Source organism: Micromonospora noduli (genome assembly GCF_003264475.1).
Lineage (GTDB): Bacteria > Actinomycetota > Actinomycetes > Mycobacteriales > Micromonosporaceae > Micromonospora > Micromonospora noduli.
The window spans coordinates 38,030-58,242 of sequence record NZ_PYAC01000008.1 but is presented as its reverse complement, the minus strand read 5'-3'; the positions used below and the strand labels follow the sequence as shown (position 1 = coordinate 58,242).

The following is a 20,213-nucleotide window of genomic DNA, read 5'->3' as shown; positions in this document are numbered from 1 at the left end:
GATCTGGGCGATACTTCTCCACTGGCTGATCAGGCGGGGATAGGAGCAGCGGCATGGAACCGCAGTCCGGAGACGGCGTTGATGCGGTCGAACGTGCGCGCGAGCTGGTTCGGGCCGAGCAGTTCGGGCCCGCCATCGAACTGCTGCGCGAGCACCTGAACGCGCACCCGGATGACGGCATCGCCTGGCACCGCCTCGCCGGCGCCTTGATTGGTCTCGACGACCATGCCGCTGCGGTCGATGCGGCTGGTCGAGCAATCGAAATCGACCCCGAGGACGTGGCTGCCTACCGCTACCGGGCGCTCGCTCTTCTCATGCTCAACCGCGACGGGGATTCGTATGCCGACGCGAAGCGCGCGGTGGAGCTTGCGCCCGATGACCACGAGGCGCTGAGCCTGCTCGCCCGGAACGTCGTCGAGGTCGATCGCGACGTAGCGCGGTTCAAGGAGCTCATCCAGCGGGCGCTCACCGTGAATCCGGACAGTGCTCCTGCACGGCACCTGGCCAGGCAATATCGAAGGCGCCATCGCCGGACCCTAACCGTCGCGATACACCTTGTGACCCTCCCGGTCGCGATCGTGTTGCTGCTTGGTTGGTTCGCGGTAGACACCGGCAGGTCGATGGACGCTCGTTGGATGGTGTGGCCTTGCCTTGTCGCGCTGGCCGTCATCCTTGTCAGAGGCCTGTCCACTTGGTCGGAACGCGGCGTGCTCCCGTTGCTCACACTGCCCCAGGTGTCGGCAGCGGCGGGCGCCGCCGGAATTGTCGCGGCAGGCGCGGGTTACGGCACTACACGAGAAGTCCCAGCCGCAGCCATCCTTGGCCTGACCGCCCTCGCGATATCGGGCGTCTTCGGGCTTCTTCTCCTGCTCCGTCACGCCGCACGGCACAACCGCCCATCAGAAGAACCTACGACTGGCCGTAGATCGTCCAGCCGGACGAGTCACGCAGGTCCTGAGACCGGTCTGTCACGCAGGTCCTGAGACGTACCGGTACCGCGCTACGTGGCCCGATCGGGAGGGCATCGAGTGACCAGCCGAGTTCACCACCGAACGGGAGGCAGTGGTGTGCGTCGCGGCCAAGGCTGTCGGCGGGATGCGGTTCCACGATCTGCGGCACGCCTACGCCACCTGGCTGGTCACCGACGGCGTCCCGATCAACCTGGTGCAGCGGGTCATGGGCCACGAACAGGCATCAACGACGCTCAACCGGTACACCCACACCCCGGACGACTACGCCGCTCGGGTCCTGGAGGCGTTCGACGGCCCTGCTGCCTCCCTGCTGCCTCCGGCCGTAGAAACGCCGTCCCTGGACGGTCTGGACGGCCCGGAGGACGACTTGTGAGCTGTGGTGGAGCGTTTCCAGCAGAAAGGGACGACCCCCGTCGGGGGGAGACGGGGGTCGTCGGAGGTTCGGCTCCGGGGGGGTCGAGCCGAACCACTCAGCGGTCACGGGGGGTGCAACCGCTGAGGGTCTGCCTGTTTCGAGGATGTGAAAGCTCGTCGTACGGACAAGTCTGCCTGAGCGGGCCCGTCACGTCGAGTGGTGCTGCCTCCACTCACTGCGAAAATCTCCTCGCAGAGTGTGAGCGTGATCACGCGGAGCGGAGAGCCCGCAGGTCTGAGGGGTGGCATGACCCCGGGCACCCGCCGACGATAGACCATCCGGCTAGACTTTCGCGCCGTGGGCCGAAGTGCCGCTTTCTTCGATCTGGACAAGACCGTCATCGCCAAGTCGAGCGCCCTGGCGTTCGGTCGTCCGTTCTACCGGGATGGGCTGATCACCCGGCGTGACGTGGTCAAGTCGGCGTACGCGCAGCTGATGTTCCGGCTGGGCGGCACCGACGAGCAGACCATGGCCCGAACACGGGACTACCTGGCTGCGCTCTGCAAGGGCTGGCAGGTGGAGCAGGTCCGTCAGATCGTCGCGGAGACGCTGCACGAGCTGATCAACCCCTACGTGTACGCCGAAGCCGCCGCCCTGATCGAGGAGCACCAGGCGGCTGGGCGGGACGTGGTGCTGGTGTCGGCGTCGGGCGAGGAGATGGTCCGGCCGATCGGCGAGCTGCTCGGGGTGACCGACGTGATCGCCACCCGGATGACGGTGCGGGACGGCCGGTACAGCGGCGAGGTCGAGTTCTACGCGGCCGGTCCGAGCAAGGTCGAGGCGGTAAGCGAGTTGGCCGCCGCCCGGGACTACGACCTGGCTGATTCGTACGCCTACTCCGACTCGTACAGCGATCGCCCGTTGCTGGAGTGCGTCGGCCACCCGAGCGTGGTCAACCCGGACCGGCAGCTACGCAAGTTGGCCTCCGAGAACGCGTGGCCGGTGCTGGAGTTCCGGCACCCGATCCCGCTGGGCCGGCGGCTGCGGGAACGGCCCGCGGTCCCGGTGGCCGCGGCGGCCCTGGGGGTCGGGGTGGGCGTGGCCATCGGCATCGCCTGGTACGGCCGGCATCGTCGCACCCGAGCCGCCACCACCGCCTGACTCCACCCGTTCAACCGTTCAGGCGGCGGCGAGGATCTCGTCTCCGATGGCGGTGAGCTGGTCGGTGCCGACCTCGACGGCGGCCATGTAGTGGCGTAGCCAGGAGCGCAGCCCGTCCGGGGTGCCGGTGGCGAAGGCACCGGCCGCGCCGACGTACTCGGGCTCCCGCTCGCGGTGCCCCACGTCGACGGGGAGCAGGCCACGCGGGTCGAGGCCACTGGCGAGCAGCACCAGCCGGGCGGCCCCACGGGCCACCACGCCGGACGGCCCGGCGAACGGGCGCAGGTTCAGCAACTCCCCGTGTACGACAGCGGCGAGCACCAACGGGGAGACCTTGGTGCCGCCGGCGACGAGGCCGGCCAGCCCGTCCAGCCGGGTGGCGACCACCGGGTCGGCGACCGGGCGGCCCAGTTCGGCCTCCGACACCAGGTCCCGTGCGGCGAGCACGTGCAGTTTCGCGAGCGCCTGGCGGGGCGCCTTCGGCCACAGCTCGCTCAGGCCCGGCAGCGCTCCGGCGACCCGCAGCGCCCCCTGGAGCACCGGGTCGGTGACGGTGCCGGCCCGGACCGCCTCACGCTCATGCCCGGCCCCCTCAAGGGCCGCACTGGCCACCGCGGAGCGCAGGCTGACCTCGGCGGCGACCTGTCCACCGTGCCGGCGCAGCGCCCGGTGCCCGAGCGCCTGGTCGAACCGCGCGCGGGCCTGCTCGACGGCGGCGGTGATGTCGGCGAGCGCGAGCAACGGGGCGAGCGGATCGGTGGTCACCCCGCCACGCTAACGACCCGGCCCGGCGCGGCGGGCCGCACCCGCCCGCAACGCGACAGGGACCACCCGCCTCGGCCCGGCACGGGCAAGGTCAACACGGGCTTCTTGAAGTCGCGATGTCCGGGCGAGGCAGACACCGCGACTTCAATGAACCCGAGTCGATCAAGGCGCCCCGCCAGCGACCGGGCCGGGGACGGGCCGCCGGGCGCGCGGCGGGGGCCACTCGGCGCGACGCGGCGGGCAGCCGTGGCCGGTCGCAGGCCCCGCGACTACCCTCGTGCCATCGAGACCCAGGTCACCCCGAGGATGAGGAGTCACGGCATGAGCGAGGCATTGGCCAATCTGCTGAACGAGACGCGCCAGTTCCCCCCGCCGGCCGAACTCGCCGCGCACGCCAACGTCACCATCGACGCGTATGCCGAGGCTGAGGCCGACCGGCTGGCCTTCTGGGCGAAGCAGGCCGATCGGCTGGCCTGGTCGAAGAAGTGGGATGAGGTGCTCGACTGGTCGAACCCGCCGTTCGCGAAGTGGTTCGTGGGTGGGCAGCTCAACGTCGCGTACAACTGCCTGGACCGGCACGTCGAGGCGGGCCGGGGCGACAAGGTGGCGATCCACTGGGAGGGCGAGCCGGGCGACACCCGCACCATCACGTACGCGGACCTGCACGAGCTGACCTGCCGGGCGGCGAACGCGCTCACCGATCTGGGGGTGACCGCCGGCGACCGGGTGGCGATCTACCTGCCGATGATCCCGGAGGCGGCGGTGGCCATGTTGGCGTGCGCCCGGATCGGCGCCGCGCACAGTGTGGTCTTCGGTGGCTTCTCCGCCGACTCGTTGAGCAACCGGATCCAGGACGCCAGCGCCAAGGTGGTGATCACCGCGGATGGTGGTTACCGGCGGGGCAAGCCGTCGGCGTTGAAGCCCACTGTGGACGAGGCGGTGGCGAACTCCCCGTCGGTGGAGCACGTGCTCGTGGTCCGCCGCACCGGCGAGGACGTGGCGTGGTCGGAGAAGGACCACTGGTGGCACGAGACGGTGGAGACCGCGTCGGCCGAGCACACCGCGCAGCCGTTCGACGCCGAGCACCCGCTGTTCATCCTCTACACCAGCGGCACCACGGCCCGCCCGAAGGGCATCCTGCACACCACCGGCGGCTACCTCACCCAGGCGTCGTACACGACGCACGCGGTGTTCGACCTGAAGCCGGAGACGGACGTCTACTGGTGCACGGCCGACATCGGCTGGGTCACCGGGCACTCCTACATCGTGTACGGCCCGCTCTCCAACGGCGCCACCCAGGTGATGTACGAGGGCACCCCGGACACGCCGCACAAGGGCCGGTTCTGGGAGATCATCGACAAGTACGGGGTGAGCATCCTCTACACCGCTCCCACCCTGATCCGGACGATGATGAAGTGGGGCGACGACATCCCGGCGGGCTTCGACCTGTCCTCGCTGCGCCTGTTGGGCAGCGTCGGCGAGCCGATCAACCCGGAGGCCTGGATGTGGTACCGGCAGCACATCGGCCGGGGCGAGCTGCCGGTGGTGGACACCTGGTGGCAGACCGAGACGGGCGCCATCATGATCTCGCCGTTGCCGGGGGTGACCGCGGCCAAGCCGGGTTCGGCGATGACGCCGCTGCCGGGCATCGTGGCCGACGTGGTGGACGACCAGGGCCAGTCGGTGCCGAACGGTGGCGGCGGCTACCTGGTGCTGCGCGAGCCGTGGCCGTCGATGCTGCGCACCATCTGGGGTGACGACGACCGGTTCATCGACACGTACTGGTCGCGTTTCCAGGGCATGTACTTCGCCGGCGACGGTGCGAAGAAGGACGACGACGGGCACATCTGGCTGCTCGGCCGGGTGGACGACGTGATGCTGGTGTCCGGGCACAACATCTCGACGACCGAGGTGGAGTCGGCGTTGGTGTCGCACCCGTCGGTGGCCGAGGCTGCGGTCGTCGGCGCGACCGACCCGACCACCGGTCAGGCGATCGTGGCGTTCGCCATTCCGCGGGGCAGCACTGACATCGCCGGTGAGGCGGGCGAGCAGCTCATCGCCGACCTGCGCAACCACGTGTCGAAGACGCTCGGCCCGATCGCCAAGCCGCGGCAGATCATGCTGGTGCCGGAGCTGCCGAAGACCCGCTCCGGCAAGATCATGCGCCGGTTGCTGCGGGACGTGGCGGAGAACCGGTCGCTGGGCGACGTGACCACGTTGCAGGACTCCTCGGTGATGGACCTGATCTCCTCGGGGATGAGCGGTACGAAGTCCGACGAGGACTGACGGTAGGCGTACTCATTGGAGGGTGGCGGTCCGTGCGGACCGCCACCCTCTGTCATGTCTTACGGGTTCGGTTCGTGCCGCCTCGGCGCTGTCACATCGGTCGGTCGGGGGAGTCGGGAGAAGCTGAACGGGCACAGGCGTAGATCACCTCTGTCCTTTCGGCCGGTTGTGCTTTAGGTTCACGCAGGTTGGAAGAGTTCGACACACATCACATCGATGGTCGGCCAGCCCAACGTCCTCCTCCCCATGCCCGAGAAACGGAGCGGCATGAACCACAAACCGCAGTCCAGGGCGCGGCGACGACTACTCGTCGCGCTGCCCGCCATCGCCCTCGCGGCCACGTCACTGACCGTGAGTGGCAGCGCGGCGGCCCAGTCGCCGTCCGCCACCCCCCAGGCGGTGATCGGCGCCGACGAGCACTACATCAACTACGCCGAACCCGAGGTGCAGCCGGACACCACCGGCCGTGAGGTGAAGGGCAAGGGTGGCATCTACACCCCTGCCGCGGAGTCCGCGCGCGCGTTCGATCAGAAGCACGCCCGGGGCAACCCGGTGACCGCACGGCAGCTGGCCAAGGACGAGGCCAAGTCGCTGAAGACGGGTCAAAACCCCCGCAAGTTCAAGAAGGCCCCGACCACCCAGACGGCGAAGCTGCTAACGCTGCTGGTGGAGTTCAACGACAAGGCCAACGACGACTTCACCGGCGTCATGGTCCCCAAGACGGTGTTCGAGGACCGCACCTGCGTCCCCGGCACGGTCCAGAACGGCCCGAAGCACAACAAGATCCCAGACCCGGCGCGGCTGCCCCACGAGGACAACAACTCGATGTGGGTGCCGGACTTCTCGCCGCAGCACTACAACAAGATGCTCTACAGCAAGAAGGGCATCACCGAGCGGGTCCGCACGGACCTGAAGGGCCCGGACGGCAAGAAGGGCATCGACCTGTCCGGTCGCACCATGCACAACATGTACCTGGAGATGTCCAAGAACGCGTACACGGTGGACGGGCAGGCCAGCCCGTGGATCACCGTGCCGCACTCGGAGGGCTGGTACGCGGCAAACCGCTGCTTCCAGGACGAGACCGGCGCGTGGGTTCCCGGCCGTGAGCAGTCGATGAACGGCCACCCGGACAACCCGGCCGGCGCGGGCCGCCTGGCGACCGACGCGATCGACGCGCTCGTCGCGAAGGACCCGAACTTCCCGTGGGCCGACTACGACATCGAGGACCAGGCCGACCGCGACGGTGACGGCAACGTCTTCGAGCCGGACGGCGTGATCGACCACCTCGTGCTGGTGCACGCCGGTCAGGGCAAGTCCCGCGGCGGCGGCGCCGAGGGTGTCTACGCCGTGTGGGCGCACTCCTCCACGGTCGCCGGTGGTTACACCATCCCGGGCACCAACCTGAAGGCGTCGAACTACATCGTGCAGCCGGAGGACGCCGGCGTCGGCGTCTTCGCCCACGAGTTCGGCCACGACCTGGGTCTGCCGGACCTGTACGACACGTCCGGCAACGCCGACTCCGACGTGGACTTCTGGGACCTGATGGCCTCGGGCTCGCACTCGGGTGAGATCTTCCAGGCGCTGCCGACGCACATGGGCATCTGGGACAAGTGGGTGCTCGGTTGGGCCGACCCGCTGACCATCCGCCCCGGGTCGAACCCGCGCGAGGTGAAGCTCGGGCAGACGTCGCGCACCCCGATCGACTCCGAGGACGGCATCAAGGTCGACCTGCCGGACAAGGTGACGACGCTGGCCACCCCGCACAGCGGCACCAAGATGTGGCACAGCAACAACGATCAGGAGTGGGCCGACGTCAAGCTGAGCCGCTCGGTCGACGTGCCGGCGGCGGCCGACTCGAAGTTCTGGATGTGGAACAACTACATCATCGAGGAGGACTGGGACTACGGCTTCGTCGAGCTCTCCACCGACGGCGGTACGACCTGGACCGAGCAGAAGGTGTACGACGAGGGTGGCACGGTGGTCACCACGCCGGACGGCTACCCGGACCCGAACGGCCGCATGAACGACTTCGGCGGCAAGAAGTACGGCCTGACCGGCAGCACCGACGGCTGGCGGCACGACTACGTCGACCTGTCGGCGTACGCCGGGACGACGGTCCAGGTGCGGCTGCGCCTGGCCACCGACGAGGCGTTCGAGGAGCGCAACTGGTTCGTCGACGACTTCTCGGTCACCGGCGGCGGCGCCACCACCTGGAGTGACGACGTCGAGGGCGGCGCCAACGGCTGGACGGCCACCGGCGGCACCTTCGTCGACACCACCGGCGGGGGCTGGAAGGTCTCCAGCGGCACCGAGGTGCACGCCCAGTACTACCTGGCGGAGTGGCGCAACTTCGACGGCTTCGACAAGGGCCTGAAGTACGCCTACGACACCATCTACTCGCACGAGGCGTGGAAGGTCGACCGGATCTCCTACAACGCTCCGGGCATGCTGGTCTGGTACCGGGACACCGCGCTCGGCGACGTCAACCACGTCACCGGGCAGATGACCGCGCTGCCCAGCTACGGCGCGAAGGGCGGGTTGCTCATCGTCGACTCGCACTTCGACCCGTTGCGGCGCACCGGTGAGGCGGCCGTGAAGGACCCGTCGGTGACGGACAACCTGCCGAGCCGTCCGCAGTCGTCGAACGCGGCCTTCACGTTGCAGCGGACGTACCCGTTCACCGAGTGCCTGGAGGCGGCGGACGAGCCGTACAGCGCGTACTGCACGAAGTTCAAGGGGCTGGCACCGGTGAAGGCGTTCACCGACGCCAAGGGCTGGTACCCGGGCATCGAGATGCGTGATGGTGCTGCCTACGCCCGGGACAACGACGCGTCGGTGGTCCTGCCGTCGCGCGACAACGCGCCGTACACCACCCGGGTCACCAACCCGGACGGCAGCCCGGCGCCGGAGTTCTACGGCGTGACCCTGGGCGGTGGCGCGATCGTGCTGGGCACCGGCAACCCCGGCGACCAGGGCGTGAACTACGGCGTCTCGCTGACGATCAAGAAGGCCGCCGGGGACAACTCGTCGGCCATGATCTACGTGACCCCGGCCAAGAAGTAACGGTTTCACGGGTCGAGAACTGACGGTGGGGCCGGTGGCGGAGACGCTGCCGGTCCCACTGTCGTATGTGCGATCGGCTTGATCGAAAAATGTCGTTGTATACGTTCGCGCCCGGAGCCGCGCTGGTCAACGCGGCTGATGAACCGGCGGGGTGTGACGGTGAAAAGCATTCCCAACAAAATCTTGCAACAAATCGACGCGTTCGTCTTCCCACCCGTCCCGCCAGTAACTATGTTCACCAATGGTCCCACTAGTGGGATCGATCTCCCACCGGCCCGTACCCCGTTGGGCCGGTTCCCTCAAACCGGAGGTACCACGTGCGCAAAGTCGCAGTGGGTCTGCTCGGGCTCTCACTGACGGCGACAGGCCTGGCTTTCGGCCCGTCCGCCTCGGCGGCGCCTCAGCCCAAACTGCCGGCCGCAGCACCGGCCGCTGCCGAACCACAGGCGCTGAAGGATGAACTCCCCGACAAGCTCGAGGAGAAGCGCCGCGCACTGCGTGAGCAGGGGCTCAGCGACGTGCTGAGCGGTCGGAGCAAGCCGATCGAGCGCAACGGAAGCACTGTCGTCAAGGTCGGCGAGGTCGCCAAGGCGGCCGGACTGGGCGCCAACGCCCGCACCACCGCTGGCGCGAAGCAGACCAAGGACCAGTACGTCGAGCTCAAGCGCGAGCGGACCGACAAGATCTTCGTGATCCTGGCCGAGTTCGGGGACGAGCGGCACCCGTCCTACCCGGACAAGGACATGAACCCGGAGATCGCCGGACCGACGACGTTCGAGGGTCCGCTGCACAACAAGATCCCCGAGCCCAACCGGGCCGTGGACAACTCCACCATCTGGCAGCCGGACTTCAGCCCGGAGCACTTCCGCCAGCTCTACTTCGGCACCAACCCGGGCGACGAGTCGCTCAAGCAGTACTACGAGGCCCAGTCCTCGGGTCGCTACACCGTCGACGGTGAGGTGACCGACTGGGTCAAGGTCAAGTACAACGAGGCCCGCTACGGTCGCTCCGACGACCCGATCCCGGACCCGGAGCCCGGCCAGGAGCCGGACCCGCAGGATGACCGGGCCGTCTGCGCCGACAACGTCTGCCCGAACACCTGGAACCTGATCGCCGACGCCGCCAACCAGTGGGTCGCCGACCAGAAGGCCAAGGGCCGGACGGACGCGCAGATCGCCGCGGAGATGAAGTCCTTCGACCAGTGGGACCGCTTCGACTTCGACGGCGACGGCGACTTCAACGAGTCGGACGGCTACATCGACCACTTCCAGATCGTCCACTCCGGCGGCGACCAGGCCGACGGTGACCCGCAGCAGGGTGAGGACGCGATCTGGAGCCACCGCTGGTCGGCGTTCAACAGCTCGCCCGTCGGCCCGCCGAACTTCCCGATCGGCGGCACCCAGATCGGCAACACCGGCGTCTGGATCCGCGACTACACGATCCAGCCGGAAAACGGCGGCCGCAGCGTCTTCTACCACGAGTACGGCCACGACCTGGGCCTGCCGGACGACTACGGCCCGGCGGACAACAGCAACGAGCACTGGACCCTGATGGCCCAGAGCCGGCTCGGCGCCAAGAACGACGCCGGCATCGGCGACCGGGGCGGCGACCTCGGCGCGTGGAACAAGCTCCAGCTTGGCTGGCTCGACTACGAGGTGATCGTGGCGGGGCAGAAGCGCTCCCTGGAGCTCGGTCCGCAGGAGTACAACTCGGACAAGGCCCAGGCCGCAGTGGTCGTACTCCCGCAACGGGAGTACACGTTCAACTACGGTGCGCCGTTCGAGGGCACCAAGCAGTACTTCTCCGGCAATGAGGACAACCTCGACAGCAAGATGACGAGGACGTTCGACCTCACCGGCAAGTCCGCAGCGGCGATGTCGCTCAAGGGCAAGTACAGCATCGAGGCCGGCTACGACTACCTCTACTTCGAGGCGTCCACTGACGGCGGAAAGACCTGGATCGACCTGGACGGCACCGCCAACGGCACGCCGATCGGCGTCGACGGCGCGGGGCGTCCGGCCCTCGCCGGCACCAGCAAGGGCGCCTGGGCGGACATCAACATCCCGCTGACCGCGGTCGCCGGCAAGGTGGCGCAGGTTCGCCTGCACTACGTCACCGACGGTGGCGTCTCCGAGGGCGGCTTCTTCGGTGACGCGATCACCGTGACCGCCGACGGTCAGACCGTGCTCAGTGACGGCGCCGAGACCGACGCCGGTTGGTCGTTGGAGAAGTTCCAGGTGGTCGGGGCGACCTACACCCGGCTGTTCGACAACTTCTACATCGCCGGCAACCGTTCGTACGTCTCGTACGACAAGTACCTGAAGACCGGCCCGTACTTCTTCGGCTACGCGAACACCCGCCCGGACTGGGTGGACCACTACGCGTACCAGGAGGGCCTGCTCATCTCGTACTGGAACACCCGCTGGTCGGACAACAACACCGCCCCGGCGTCGGCGTCCAACCCGGGTGGTCACCCGGGTGAGGGTCGCAACCTGTACATCGACGCGCACCCGCGCCCGATCTACAACCTGACCGGGGCCCCGTGGCGGGCCCGCGTCCAGATGTACGACGCACCGTTCAGCCTGAACAAGGCGGACTCGTTCACCCTGCACCTCAACAGCCAGCCGCAGTACATCCGTGGCCAGGCCGCTGAGCCGCTGTTCGACGACACCAAGAAGTACTTCTACGAGGAGCTGCCGAACCACGGCGTCAAGCTCCCCGCTACCGGTGTCAAGATCAAGGTTCTGGAGCAGGACGGCACCTCGATGAAGATCCGGGTCAGCTGACCACTGATCCCGCACCAACCAGCGACGCCCGGGCAGGTCATCTGCCCGGGCGTCGCGCTTTGTGCGCCATCTCCCGGACGTCGCGGGTCGAGTGTCTCCAGGGAGATTCGACCCGGTGCCCCTGGTCCTGGTCCGGGGCAACCCGGGGCTTTCCCCTGTTCAACGCGACCGCCAGGGTCGCCTGCGGCAACCGGGTCCTAGGCTGTCTGCCATGACCGACCAGCGCGGCGGGGCCGTCGACGAGTCCTGTGTCCTCACCGAGGGGCCGTGGACGCACCGTTTCGTCGGCGCCAACGGCAGCCGGTTCCACGTGGTCGAGGGCGGCACCGGGCCGATGGTGCTCTTCCTGCACGGCTTCCCAGAGCACTGGTGGGCCTGGCACCAGATGCTGCCGGCGATCGCCGACGCCGGCTTCCGGGCGGTCGCCGTCGACCTGCGCGGCTACGGCGCCAGCGACAAACCACCCCGGGGGTACGACGGCTACACCCTCGCCGCCGACATCGCCGGACTGATCCGCGCGCTCGGTGAACGATCCGCGACGATCGTCGGCAGCGGACTCGGTGGCATGGTGGCCTGGACGGTGGCCTCGTTCCACCCGTCCCTGGTTCGCCGGCTCGTCGTGCTGGGGGCACCGCACCCGCTGCGACTGCGCGCCGCCATCTTCGCCGACCCGCGCGGGCAGTTCACCGCCTCCACGCCGGCGTTGAAGTTCCAGCTACCCCGCTACGAGCACGTCCTGACCCGCGATGGGGCTGCGGCCGTCGGCGAGATCATGCGCCGCTGGGGCGGCCCACAGTGGGTGGCCGGGCCGGACTTCGAGGCGTACGCCGAGCGGTGCCGGGAGGCGATGTGCATCCCGCAGGCCGCGTTCTGCGCGCTGGAGGGTTACCGCTGGGCGTTCCGCTCACTGCTGCGGCTGCACGGCTACCGGTTCGTCCGGCTGATGCAGAAGCCGCTGTCCACCCCGACCCTGCAACTGCACGGCGCCCTGGACGCCGCCTCCCTGCCCCGCACCGCGCTGGGTTCCGGCCGGTACGTCGTCGCCCCGTACGAGTGGCGACTGCTCGACGGGGTGGGGCACTTCCCGCACCTGGAGGCACCGGAGCTGGTGCTCGGCGAAATCCTGCGGTGGGCGAAGACCTGACCGGTCAGACCCGCTGCTCCCGCAGGTCGGTGACCTCGGCGGCCGGCGCCCAACCCTGGTAGACGCCGAAGTCGAAGACCTCCAGCCGCATCGCCTCGGCCACCGGCCAGCGACCACCGGTGTACTCCACCCGCAGCCAGGCGTCGTGCTCCCCGAGCACGATGAACGGCTGCCCCTTCCAGGTGCAGGTGGTCCGCACGTACGCCAGATCCTCGATCTCGCTCGCCGGCAGCACCCGGACGTAGCGGCCCGCGCGGACCTCCTCGAAGCCCTCGCCCGGCTCGGGCTGGTAGAGGCGGATGTTGTCGCCGTCCGGGCTGGCCTGGTATTCCCGGCCCTGCCAACGGGCCACGTAACCGTCGCGCATCACGCCTCCCCGACCCGTCGCCAGGTGACCGAGTCGGTGTCCAGCTCGGCGACCACCCGCTCGCTGCCGTCCGCGCCGATGCGCCAGAGTTGGGCGCCGTGCGGCAGCCGTGCGCTGTCCACCTTGAACTCCGCCACCACGTCGCTGCTCTCACCAGGGGCGAAGCCGTTGCCCCGGAACGGCGGACGTTCGATGACCCAACCCTCCATGGCTCGCATCGCCGGCTCGTTCTGGCCGCCGTAGGGGATGCGGTAGAGGCTCGGCCGGTGCGCCGGCCAGCGCAGCACGTAGATCTCCTCGGCGTCCGGGGCGAACGGCGAGCCGGGGTAGCTGAGACCCAGCGCCTCGTGCAGCTGAGCCGGTGTGGTCAGGTGGGACAGCTCACCGGCCCGGTGCACGAACCCGGAAACCCGGTCGTACCCACGATCCAGGTAGTACGCGAGCTGGCTGGGGGCGATCGCCTTCTGCATGACCGTCGGCCGGGTCGGGTCGACCGCCGCGGGGGCGTACCGGGGACGGGCGGCGGGTTCGGCCACGGCGGGCGCTTCCACCTGGTCCACTTCCAGGTCGTCCCCGAGCCCCACCTCGGCGGCCCAGTTGGCCAACGCGACGATCTGCTCACCGGGCAACTTGGCACCCACCGGCGTACCCGGGTTGACCGCGAACGACCAGTCCTCGTCGGGCCAGCGCCGGATCAGTTGGGCGAACTTCACCCGGACCGTGTCGACGTCCCCCTCGACATGGTCGGCGAGGCGCTCCGACGACGTGTAGACCACCACGTACGTCTCGCCGTCGAGCTGCCCGGTACGCCAGACGAAGCCGGGATCCCCGGGGCGGCTTCCCCGGACCGACTCGGGTGCCGCCGGCAGTAGCACCCGGGCCAGCAGCAGGGTGGACAGGAACGTGTCGGTGCTGCCCGAGCCGGCGGCGCTGAGCAGGTCCTCCTCGACCGTGTTGGCCGGCTCGAACTCGACCGGCGGCGGTTCGTCGGCCGGCGGGCGCGGAACGTCGTCCGCGATCACGCTCGCGCCGCTGCCCTCGCCGCCGGGCTGGTCCGTACCGGCCGGGCCGACCGAGGAAACAGCACTGTCGGCGCGGTCGTCACGCAGCGGGGCGTCGACGTGACCGTCGATTCGCGGGTCGCCCAGGCCACCGCCGGCAGCGCTGACCTCTGTCGGAATCACCGGGTGCGGAGTGGACGGGCTCGGGGCCGGCTGACCGGGGTTGAACGACGCGGGCCCGGATGGGCTGGAACCGAAGGACGACGGACCGAACAGGCCCGGGTCGGAGGGCGTCGAGCCGAACGGTGGTGGGGCGGCCTCGGCAGGGCTGGGTGACGACGGACCGAACAGGCCCGGACCGGGGGGCGCCGAGCCGAACGGTGGCGGGGCGGCCTCGGCGGGGCTGGGCCGCCGGGGCGCGTCGACCGGCGCGCTGCTCTCGACCGGGTCGGTGAGGTCGCGGGACTCGATGATGGTGCCCTCGATGACGATGGGCGTGAAGCCGCGGCGCGGCGCGGGCGGCCCGGAGACCGGTTCCGCGACGGACACCGGCAGATCCTCCGCCGGTTCGAACCGGCCCGGCCGGTCCTGGGGAATCGCCTGCGTCTCCTCCGCCGATGGCCGCCCGGGCGCACCGGCCAGGGGAGGTTCACCGGCCATCCGGAACGCGCGGGTGGGCTCCTCAGCCAGCGGGTTGTGCCGGCGCGGCGGCAGCGGCTGGGTGATCTCCTCGCCGGATGGCGGCGCGTCCGTCCGGCGGGACGCGCCGAGGCCGCCCTCCGGCCGTCGTATCGGCTGGGTGGCTGCCGGGTCCGTCGCCATCGGAAAGGCCCGCGTCGCGGTCTCGTCGGCCGGCGCGTCGGCCGGGCGGCGGCGAGGGAAGGGCTGGCTGCCTCGCCCGAACCGGGTCGGCGGGGCCGCCCGGTCACCGGGGCGTCCCCCGCTCGCGGCCGGGTCGCGGGCCGGGCTGGGGTCGAAGAAGGAACGCCGAGGGGCGGCCTGGGGGCCACCGTTGCCGTTACCCGGAGCGGGGCCGTCGACGTCGCCCGGCCGGGTCGCTGCCGGCCAGCCCACGCCAGGCCCGGCCTGGTCTGTGGTGGGGCCGGCGGTCGCCAACGGGGTGAACCGGGACGGCCGGCCGGTGCGGGGCAGCGCTCCGTTGCCCGGCGCGGGCCGGGGCGGCTCGGTCGGATGCCGCTGACCGGCGGCGGGCAGGTCCTCCTCGCCCCCTCGGCGCGGCGGCTCGGCGGGGACGGGTGGCCGGGGCGCCGGACCCGGCACCGGCGGGGCACCCACCCGAGGGCCCGGGCTCCGCGCGGGCCTTCGGGGTGCGAGCGGAGCACTCTCGGGCCCGGACGAGGTTGCCGCCGTCACCGGAGGCGATCCAGCGGCTGGCGCGGCGTCCCGCGGCGGCATGCCGGGCCGGGTGCGGGCCAACGTCTCGGCCCGCTCCAGGCGAGCGCGGGCACCCATGGCACGGCCGGGCAGTCGCACGTCGCCTCGGGACAGCTGCGACACGAACCAGGCCGGCAGGTAGCCCTCGACCGGCAGGCCCGGATTGACGGCGAGCCACCACTCGTGGTTGGGCCAACTGGCCGCGAGATCGGCGAAGGGGATGCGTCGGTTGCCGCCGGCGTGATCGCCGAGACAGGCCCGCAGGGCGGCGGCGGAGGTGAAGGCCAGGACGTGGGTCCGGCCGCCGGTGGTCCACGTGCCCCATCCGGCGGGTGGCTGACCGGGCTGCGTCGGCGCGGAGACCGGCAGCAGCACATCGGTGCGGGACAGGAGCCGGAAGTAGAGCTCCTGGTCGTTGGCGCGCAGCGCGTCGCGCATCGCCACCTCGGCCTCCGTGGCCGGCTCCCATGCGGTCACGGCCACCTCCCCTTCCGAGAACAGGCCACAGGTATCGCGTACAACCTACAAGGTGGTACCAAGATCACAATGGCTGGCTGCCGGCGGTCAGCCAGGGCGTGCAGGAGGGGATAACATCCCGTTCCGGAGCCGACACGATACGGAGGGTGTCGATGTCCCGATCGATCACACGCCCGGTCCTCGCAGGTCTGGCCGCCAGCCTGTTGACCGTACCGGCCCTTCCGACCGTCGCCGCCACCGCCGGGCTCCGGGCGGCACCGGCCTGCGCGACAGCACTCGCCCCCGTCCGGCCGGTCGCGGCCACGCCCTGGCCACAGCAACGGTACGACCCCGCGCGGCTCGCGCCGCTGGCCACCGGCGCCGGGGTGACCGTCGCGGTGGTCGACTCCGGGGTGGACCGGGTGCACCCGCAGCTGGCTGGGCGGGTGCTGGCCGGCGCCGACCTGCTCGACCCCGGCGGGGACGGTGGTCGGGACTGCGCCGGGCACGGCACCGGTGTGGCGAGCATCATCGTCGCGGCACCCCGCCGCGACGTCGCCTTCCGCGGCTTGGCACCGGGTGCCCGGATCCTGCCGGTGCGGGTGAGTGAGCAGCAGGTGGTGCAGGGGCGGGAGTCGGGGCGTACGGTCAGCGCCGACGAGTTCGCCCGGGCCATCCGGTGGGCCGTCGACCATGACGCCGACGTGGTGAACCTGTCCGTGGTGCTGTACGCGGACGACCCGGAGGTCCGTTCGGCCGTGCGGTACGCGGTCGACCGGGACGTGGTGCTGGTGGCCGCCGCCGGCAACCTGCACGGCAGCGGGGACCCCCGACCGTTCCCCGCCGGCTACGACGGGGTGCTCGGCGTGGGCGCGATCGGGGCGGACGGCGGGCGGGCGACGTTCTCGCAGACCGGCCCGTACGTCGACCTCGTGGCCCCGGGCAGCGAGGTGCTTACCGCCGCACCCGGTGCCGGCCACCATCGGGTCGAAGGCACCAGTTACGCGGCGCCCTTCGTGGCCGCCACCGCCGCGTTGCTGCGGGAATATCGGCCGGAGCTGACCGCCGCCCAGGTGGCGGAGCGGATCATCGCCACCGCCGATCCAGCGCCGGGCGCGGGCCGGGGCGGCGCATACGGCGCCGGGGTGTTGAACCCCTACCGGGCGGTCACCGAGACCAGCGGCGGCCGTGTGGGCGGCGCTCGGCCGGTCGCCGCCCTCGCCGACGATCCGGCCGACCCGGCGCAGCTCGCCCACCAGGCCCGCCGGGCCGCCGCACGGGACCGAGCCCTGCTGGTCGGCGCGGTGGCCGGCATCACGGCGGTCACCGTGGCGCTGCTCGCCCTGGTGGTGCCCCGTGGCGCCCGTCGGCGCTGGCGCCCGGCCGGCCCCGCCTGAGCCCACCCGCGCACGGCTTGAGCCCGCCCACACACGGTCTGAGCCCGCCCGCGTACGGCCCTGACCGCCGACCGGCTGCGGGCGGGGCGCTGACCCGGACACGGTCAGCGCTCCCGGCCCACATCGCTCACTGGAACAGCCCGGTGTTCTTCTTCTCGGTGTCCAGGTAGTCGGTGGCGGAGTCGTTCACCGCCAACCTGATGTCACGCAGCATCCCCTGCAGGTCCTGCGAGGCCGAACGCCACCGCGCCTGGCGCTGCTCGTAGGCCTGCCGCGCCTCGCCCGTCCAGCTCGCCACCAGCGGGGCGGCGTCGCGTTCGAGTTGGCCGAGTTGCGCGTCGAGGGTGTTCAACGCCTTCTGAATGTCAGCGCCGGCCTGCTGCAGCGCGGCGAAGTTGACGACCAGCACACCATGGTCCATCGGATTCCCTCCCCAGCGGGATCAGAGCGGCAACTGGATGCCGCCGCGGTTGGTGCCGGCCACCCGGCTGGCCACCTCGTCGTCGGACGCGTGGTACTGCCGGCCGGCGGTGCGGATCGCACCGGCGGTCTCTCGCAGCGCGCGGTGCAGCGCCGCCTGGTCCTGTGACCACTGCTGCTTGACCTGCTCGAACGACCGGCCACCAGCGCCACGCCATGCCTGCTGCAACACCTCCAGCTCGGCCAGCAGGCCGGTCAGCATGGACTGCAACGACTGGTCCACCTGCTCGAACTTCGCGGCAGTCTGCTGCATGACCGCTGCTTCTGCCTTGGTTTGGGACATCCGGACGTCACCTCGTCTCTCGGATCGCACCTGGCCGTCGACGCGCCCACCCCTGGGTGACGCGTCGTCGCTGGGCCCGGTCGTCGAGCACTGAGACACGGGTCAGCGACTGACTTCGTGGCTGACGGTAGCGAGCTCGTAGCAGTTCTGCTACCCCACCGGCTTCCCCTGTGGACAACCGAGGCGGCCATCGGTCGCTTACGATGTGCCGCAGCCACGTCGCGGCGCGTGACGGGCCGCCGGAGGGCGGCCGGCCGCCCGACCCGGTCCCCACTGGTCGAGGAGGCACGGTGCCGGCGATCACCACCGGAGGGCCGCACCCGCCGACCCCGGTCGGGTCCGAGGCAGGTGCCTCCCCACGGGTGGGCGGGCCAGGCCGGCCCACCGACCGCGGTCCGGGGTCGCTCGATCAGCGCACCCCCCGTCGCCGGTCGCCGGTGGCCCACTGGGTCGCACTCGGCCGTCGTGCGGCTGCCGGAGCGCGAGCCGGCCAACTGGTCACCGCACAGGTCGCGGCGGCGCTCGTGCTCGTCGCCCTCGGCCGGCCCGCACCGGTCGTCGCGGCGGCCGTACTGGTGGCCGTGCTGCTGGTGGCCGCCGCCTGGGTGCCGGTGCGCGGGCGGTGGCTGTTCGAGTGGCTGGGCACCGCCATCGGGCACCTCACCCGCCGGCGGGTGTTGACCGGGCCGGCCGACGCGGCCGAACTGCTCGACCTGGTCGCCCCGGGCACTGTGGTCCGCTCGACCGAGTTGACCGGCGGGCCGGCGGCCGTCCTGGAGGACACCACCGGCATGGTCGCGCTCCTGGAGCTCGGCGACCCCGGCGACCTGCTTGGCGACGTGTCCCAGGCGATCCCCGCCCCCGCCGCGTTACTCCCCCCGACCGGGCCGGACCAGCCCCCGCTGCTGGTCCAACTGCTGCTCGCCGGTGCGCCGGCGCCGGTGCCGAGCGCCGGTGGCACTGTCGGCACGTCGTACCGGCAGCTCACCGACGGGCGGCTCGCCGGGCGCGAGCGGGCGGTGGTGGCGGTCCGGGTGCTGCGGGTGAACGGTTGGTCCGAGGAGGACCTGCGCCGGGCCCTCGCCGGCACGGTTCGCCGGATCGTCCGCCGGCTCGGGCCGTTGGCCGCGCGGCCGCTCGGGGTGCCGGCGGCGCTGCGTGTCCTGGGCGAGCTGGCCCACCACGACGGCGAACCGGTCCGGGAGTCCTGGCCGTCGATCCGGTCCGGCACTCTCGTCCAGGCCACCTTCCGTCTGCTCCACTGGCCCGACGCGCGCGCTGCGGCCGGACGCCGGCTGGTGCCCCGCCTGTTCGCGCTGCCGGCGACGGCCACGACGGTGTCGATCTGCTCAGGTCCGTCGCCGACGGTGTCGACGTCGTCGGGTCCGCCGGCAGCCAGTGAAGTGCCGACCGAGCTGACCGTACGCCTGGCCGCCGGGACGGCGGCCGAGTTGACGGCGGCCACCGAGGCGCTGGTCCGCCTGGTGACCGACCTGGGCGGAAAGCTGCGACGACTTGACGGCGCCCACCTGAGCGGGCTGGCCGCCACGCTGCCGTTGGCGCTGACGGCACCCGGGGCGCGTCCCCGCCCACCGGCACCCGGAGCGCGACCCGACTCGGCGGTCGACGACTGGGAGCTGTCACTGGGCGACGCGGGAATGATGGTCGGCACCAACCGGCACGGCCGAGCGGTCACCGTGCGTCTGTTTCGGCCGGAGAGCACCCGTGTGCTGCTGGTCGGCGGGGTGCGGGCAGCCCAGCTGGTGGCCCTGCGCGCCCTGGCACTCGGCGCCCTGGTGGTGGTGCAGACCGCCCGGCCACGCGCCTGGGAACCGTTCATCCGAGGAGTGGGCGCGCCGGGCGGCACGATCCCGTTGCTCCCTCCCGGTCGGGCGGTCGCCGACGGGGTGGGCACCGCGCTGCGTCCGTTGCTGCTGATCGTCGACGCCGGGCCGGTGGCGGCCGAGGCCGCGCCGGGCCCGCCGTGGCGGGCCACCCTTGTCGTACGCGACGAGCTGACCCCGGCCGATGTGGACGCGTTGAGCCGGGCCGACCTGGCGTTGCTCCAGCCACTGACTTCCGCCGAGGCCACCCTGGCCGGAGCCGCGCTGGGGCTGGGCGGCTCGGCCGAGTGGCTGACCCGGATCCGGGAGGACATGGTGGCCGTGGTCAACCGTCGGGCGCTGCGCTGGGCACTGCTCTCCCCCACTCCGATCGAGGCGCAACTGATCGGGCCGCCGACGCGCGGCTGAATCCACCGGGACGGCCAGCCGGCGGGTTACGTCGGTGCGGTGTCCGTGGCA

At 71.1% G+C, this 20,213-nt stretch carries 14 protein-coding genes; 9 read left to right on the top strand and 5 right to left on the bottom strand.

The annotated features are described in order from the left end of the window. Nucleotides 1-53 precede the first annotated feature (53 nt). From MED15_RS33220 to MED15_RS10615, 3 genes are all read left to right on the top strand, one after another. A complete protein-coding gene (locus MED15_RS33220) occupies nt 54-983 on the top strand; it encodes a tetratricopeptide repeat protein (protein WP_112585726.1) in 930 nt (309 codons plus the stop codon). 112 nt (nt 984-1,095) lie between these two features. After that, nucleotides 1,096-1,344: a tyrosine-type recombinase/integrase gene (locus MED15_RS34165; RefSeq protein WP_181541681.1), complete on the top strand. Its 249-nt coding sequence runs from the start codon at nt 1,096-1,098 to the stop codon at nt 1,342-1,344. A 339-nt stretch (nt 1,345-1,683) separates the two neighbouring features. After that, entirely contained in the window at nt 1,684-2,487 is an 804-nt protein-coding gene (locus MED15_RS10615; protein WP_030486293.1) for an HAD family hydrolase, read from the top strand. Between the two features lie 18 nt (nt 2,488-2,505). Here MED15_RS10615 and MED15_RS10610 read toward each other — a convergent pair whose 3' ends face one another. Next, entirely contained in the window at nt 2,506-3,252 is a 747-nt protein-coding gene (locus MED15_RS10610; protein ID WP_112585724.1) for a Fic family protein, read from the bottom strand. Between the two features lie 321 nt (nt 3,253-3,573). Here MED15_RS10610 and acs point away from each other — a divergent pair, with 321 nt between their 5' ends. The 4 genes from acs (at nt 3,574) to MED15_RS10590 (ending at nt 12,531) form a co-directional block, all read left to right on the top strand. Continuing rightward, complete coding sequence (gene acs / locus MED15_RS10605; RefSeq protein WP_112680829.1) at nt 3,574-5,538, top strand: acetate--CoA ligase; 1,965 nt, start codon at nt 3,574-3,576, stop codon at nt 5,536-5,538. A gap of 267 nt (nt 5,539-5,805) precedes the next feature. Continuing rightward, nucleotides 5,806-8,601 carry an immune inhibitor A domain-containing protein gene (locus MED15_RS10600; protein ID WP_112699983.1) on the top strand — a complete coding sequence of 932 codons (2,796 nt, stop codon included), beginning with the start codon at nt 5,806-5,808 and terminating at the stop codon, nt 8,599-8,601. A gap of 332 nt (nt 8,602-8,933) precedes the next feature. Beyond that, nucleotides 8,934-11,387 carry an immune inhibitor A domain-containing protein gene (locus tag MED15_RS10595; RefSeq protein WP_112585720.1) on the top strand — a complete coding sequence of 818 codons (2,454 nt, stop codon included), beginning with the start codon at nt 8,934-8,936 and terminating at the stop codon, nt 11,385-11,387. 211 nt (nt 11,388-11,598) lie between these two features. Continuing rightward, nucleotides 11,599-12,531: an alpha/beta fold hydrolase gene (locus MED15_RS10590; protein ID WP_112585718.1), complete on the top strand. Its 933-nt coding sequence runs from the start codon at nt 11,599-11,601 to the stop codon at nt 12,529-12,531. Nucleotides 12,532-12,535: 4 nt separating this feature from the next. Here MED15_RS10590 and MED15_RS10585 read toward each other — a convergent pair whose 3' ends face one another. Beyond that, a complete protein-coding gene (locus MED15_RS10585) occupies nt 12,536-12,901 on the bottom strand; it encodes a hypothetical protein (RefSeq protein WP_112585716.1) in 366 nt (121 codons plus the stop codon). Further along, complete coding sequence (locus MED15_RS10580; RefSeq protein ID WP_112735681.1) at nt 12,898-15,771, bottom strand: SseB family protein; 2,874 nt, start codon at nt 15,769-15,771, stop codon at nt 12,898-12,900. Before MED15_RS10580 ends, MED15_RS10585 begins: the two co-directional genes overlap by 4 nt. Before the next feature lie 152 nt (nt 15,772-15,923). On the opposite strand from MED15_RS10580, the gene mycP reads away from it, so the two are divergent. Beyond that, nucleotides 15,924-17,147 (top strand): type VII secretion-associated serine protease mycosin, encoded by a 1,224-nt coding sequence (gene mycP, locus MED15_RS10575; RefSeq protein WP_112735471.1) that lies wholly within the window; start codon nt 15,924-15,926, stop codon nt 17,145-17,147. A 127-nt stretch (nt 17,148-17,274) separates the two neighbouring features. On the opposite strand, the gene MED15_RS10570 is transcribed toward mycP, so the two are convergent. Continuing rightward, nucleotides 17,275-17,568 carry a WXG100 family type VII secretion target gene (locus tag MED15_RS10570; protein ID WP_112585712.1) on the bottom strand — a complete coding sequence of 98 codons (294 nt, stop codon included), beginning with the start codon at nt 17,566-17,568 and terminating at the stop codon, nt 17,275-17,277. A gap of 21 nt (nt 17,569-17,589) precedes the next feature. Next, nucleotides 17,590-17,910: a WXG100 family type VII secretion target gene (locus MED15_RS10565; RefSeq protein WP_091395516.1), complete on the bottom strand. Its 321-nt coding sequence runs from the start codon at nt 17,908-17,910 to the stop codon at nt 17,590-17,592. A gap of 203 nt (nt 17,911-18,113) precedes the next feature. Here MED15_RS10565 and eccE point away from each other — a divergent pair, with 203 nt between their 5' ends. Then, nucleotides 18,114-20,162, top strand: coding sequence for a type VII secretion protein EccE (eccE, locus tag MED15_RS10560; RefSeq protein ID WP_112735469.1), 2,049 nt, complete (start codon nt 18,114-18,116; stop codon nt 20,160-20,162). Nucleotides 20,163-20,213 lie beyond the last annotated feature (51 nt).

Bases quoted from the DNA above. Each gene is read 5' to 3' on its own strand.
- mycP (WP_112735471.1), top strand. From the start codon at position 15,924: ATGTCCCGATCGATCACACGCCCGGTCCTCGCAGGTCTGGCCGCCAGC.
- MED15_RS10570 (WP_112585712.1), bottom strand. From the start codon at position 17,568: ATGGACCATGGTGTGCTGGTCGTCAACTTCGCCGCGCTGCAGCAGGCC.
- MED15_RS10590 (WP_112585718.1), top strand. From the start codon at position 11,599: ATGACCGACCAGCGCGGCGGGGCCGTCGACGAGTCCTGTGTCCTCACC.
- MED15_RS10600 (WP_112699983.1), top strand. From the start codon at position 5,806: ATGAACCACAAACCGCAGTCCAGGGCGCGGCGACGACTACTCGTCGCG.
- eccE (WP_112735469.1), top strand. From the start codon at position 18,114: ATGTGCCGCAGCCACGTCGCGGCGCGTGACGGGCCGCCGGAGGGCGGC.
- MED15_RS10565 (WP_091395516.1), bottom strand. From the start codon at position 17,910: ATGTCCCAAACCAAGGCAGAAGCAGCGGTCATGCAGCAGACTGCCGCG.
- MED15_RS34165 (WP_181541681.1), top strand. From the start codon at position 1,096: ATGCGGTTCCACGATCTGCGGCACGCCTACGCCACCTGGCTGGTCACC.
- acs (WP_112680829.1), top strand. From the start codon at position 3,574: ATGAGCGAGGCATTGGCCAATCTGCTGAACGAGACGCGCCAGTTCCCC.
- MED15_RS33220 (WP_112585726.1), top strand. From the start codon at position 54: ATGGAACCGCAGTCCGGAGACGGCGTTGATGCGGTCGAACGTGCGCGC.